The sequence below is a fragment of the Thalassospira sp. UBA848 genome (assembly GCF_002295455.1).
Lineage (GTDB): Bacteria > Pseudomonadota > Alphaproteobacteria > Rhodospirillales > Thalassospiraceae > Thalassospira.
This window is the reverse complement of sequence record NZ_DBGS01000002.1, coordinates 13,342-16,021: the sequence shown is the minus strand read 5'-3', so window position 1 is coordinate 16,021 and position 2,680 is coordinate 13,342. Positions and strand designations below refer to the sequence as shown.

Sequence of the window (2,680 nt, the reverse complement as noted above, 5' to 3'; positions counted from 1 at the left end):
GCTCTACCCCTGAGCTACGCCCGCGTTCATCAGATTGTTTCTGCCCCTGTGGAGCGGCGCGGATAATAGCCCAACAAAGAGCGATTGCAACCCTTTTTTCCATGAAAACGTAACAATGGGAATTTTGGCGGTTTTCCTTGACTTTAAGCGCCTGAATTGTCGAAATCCGACCCGGTTTATGCAAATTTGCGTCCGGTTTTGAACTTGGTTATCTTCTGGCGCACAGCCACAAGGGAAAGAGCATGAGCGATCCATCAACCCAGCTTTTCGATCACCTTGCCAAATTGGGCATCAAAACGACCACACATGAACATGATCCGCTGTTTACGGTCGAGGATTCGCAAAAGCTGCGCGGCGACCTGCCGGGACTCCATTCCAAGAACCTGTTTGTCAAAGACAAGAAGGGTGCGCTGTGGCTGGTTGTTGCAGAGGAAGAAACAGAGATCCGCATGAACCACCTGCACAAGCGGCTGGGATGCGCACGCTTGTCGTTTGGAAAGCCGGAACTTCTGATCGAAACGCTGGGCGTCAAGCCGGGCTCGGTAACGCCCTTTGCGCTGCTTAATGATCAGGAGCGCAAGGTGAACCTCGCCCTTGATGCAAAGCTTGCCAACGGAGATGTGCTGAACTTCCACCCCTTGCGAAACGACCGTACCACGACAATTACCTCAGCAGACCTGTTAACCTTCATCGACTCACTTGGTTATGAGGCGATGATCATTGATTTCGACGCCGAACCCGCCGCAATTGACGATAAATGAACTACGGACAGCTGAGGCAAGCCCTTCTATCTGCTTATATTTAAGTATAAGTGACGCGCAATATCACATGACTGCCTCTTGTCGTCCGGGCATGGCGGTATCATCTAGAATTCAGAATTAGCGAGTGAATTATAATGTCGATCATTCTTGACGCGAATGCGCCAGATGGCGCCACCAGCCAAAATCAGGATTCCGACCTGATCAAGGACAGCAGTGTAGAAACATTTGTTCAGGACGTCATTGAACCGTCCATGGAAGTGCCGGTTGTTGTCGATTTCTGGGCACCATGGTGCGGGCCTTGCAAAAACCTGACCCCGATTATTGAAAAGGTCACCCGGGAGGCCGGCGGACGCGTAAAACTGGTTAAGGTCAATATCGACGAAAACCAGGAACTGGCGATGCAGCTTCGCATCCAGTCGGTCCCGACCGTTTACGCCTTCAAGGGCGGACGCCCGGTTGACGGTTTCCAGGGCGGCCAACCCGAAAGCGAAGTGCGCGCCTTCTATGAAAAACTTGCCGGCGGCCCGATTGAAAGTCCGATCGAGGGATTGCTGGAACAGGCAAGTGCCGAACTTGCAGAGGAAAACTTTGAAGCGGCGCATGGCATTTACGTTAGCATCCTTGAACGCGAGCAGGAAAATGAAGACGCCATTGGCGGCATGATCCGCTGCATGGTCGGCATGGATGAGGTTGAAGAAGCCCGCCACTTCGTTGACAACATGTCTGATACTGATCGCCTGAAGGCCCCGATTGCAGCCGCCATCAGCGCCCTTGAACTTGCAGAGACAGGTGTGTCGGGCGAGGATCTTGATGCCGCGCGCGCCAAGGCCGAAGCCAACCCGAACGACCCGCAGGCACAGTTTGATTACGGCATGGCCTGCTTTGCCAAGAACAAGCGTGAAGAAGCGGTCAACGCCATGATCACCATCATTCGCAACAATCGCGAATGGAACGAGGATGCAGGACGCACCCAGCTCCTGAAGTTTTTTGAAGCCTGGGGCCCAATGGACCCTGCCAGCGTCGCCGGACGCCGCGCCTTATCGACGGTATTGTTTTCATGAGCATATGCGGCCCCTTTGATCCTGAACTTTCGGATCTTCCGGAAACCATGCCAGTATTCCCGCTGAGCGGTGCGCTTTTGCTGCCGCGCGGGCATCTGCCGCTCAATATTTTTGAGCCGCGATACATGAATATGGTGACTGATGCCCTTGGACAGGACCGGATCATCGGCATGATCCAGCCCCGTCCGGATCAGAACAACGCCTATTTCATGGACCCGGAAAACCCGAAAATCTTTTCGACAGGATGTGCGGGCCGCATTACCGCCTTTAGCGAAACCGACGATGGCCGCTTCCTGATCACGCTGACCGGCGTATGCCGCTTTAACGTCATCGAGGAATTGCCCGAAAATAGCGGCGGCTACCGCCGGGTACGCGGCGATTTCGACCCTTGGCGGGATGATCTGGAAATTCCCGAGGCGAATGACATGCCGATCAATCGTGATCGGCTGCGCATGGCGCTAGAAGCCTATTTTGCGCAGCATTCGTTACGGTCGTGCTGGGATACCCTGGCAGACAGCGATGATGAAATGCTGATCACCACCATTTCCATGGGCTGTCGGCTCAGTCCGCTTGAAAAACAGGCTTTGCTCGAATGCACAACCCTGTATGATCGCGGCGATATGCTCACGACGTTGCTTGAGATGGCTGTCCACGCCGATCCAAAGCAGACGTACAGCAACTCCAACTGACCATTCATGCCGTCCTGGACGACATAGTTAACCCGAAGGCTGAATTCATGACTGCGACCCCAAGCCCGGTAGACCCGAAACTTCTTGAAATCCTTGTCTGTCCGGTAACAAAACAGGCGCTGGAATATGATCGCGACAATAACGAATTGATCAGCCCCAAAGCCGGTCT

At 53.9% G+C, this 2,680-nt stretch carries 4 protein-coding genes; all 4 read left to right on the top strand.

Annotation, left to right across the window (positions count from 1 at the left end; all coding sequences use genetic code 11):
• Positions 1 to 242: 242 nt before the first annotated feature.
• Complete coding sequence (locus B2R48_RS00165) at positions 243 to 761, top strand: prolyl-tRNA synthetase associated domain-containing protein (RefSeq protein WP_213475117.1); 519 nt, start codon at positions 243 to 245, stop codon at positions 759 to 761.
• 134 nt (positions 762 to 895) lie between these two features.
• A complete protein-coding gene (trxA, locus tag B2R48_RS00160; protein WP_084272110.1) occupies positions 896 to 1,822 on the top strand; it encodes a thioredoxin in 927 nt (308 codons plus the stop codon).
• On the top strand, positions 1,819 to 2,511 hold the full coding sequence (locus B2R48_RS00155; RefSeq protein WP_062956883.1) for an LON peptidase substrate-binding domain-containing protein: 693 nt from the start codon (positions 1,819 to 1,821) through the stop codon (positions 2,509 to 2,511). Before trxA ends, B2R48_RS00155 begins: the two co-directional genes overlap by 4 nt.
• 47 nt (positions 2,512 to 2,558) lie before the next feature.
• Positions 2,559 to 2,680, top strand: a 122-nt coding sequence (locus tag B2R48_RS00150; RefSeq protein WP_296996296.1) for a Trm112 family protein, incomplete at its 3' end; no start/stop codon positions are given.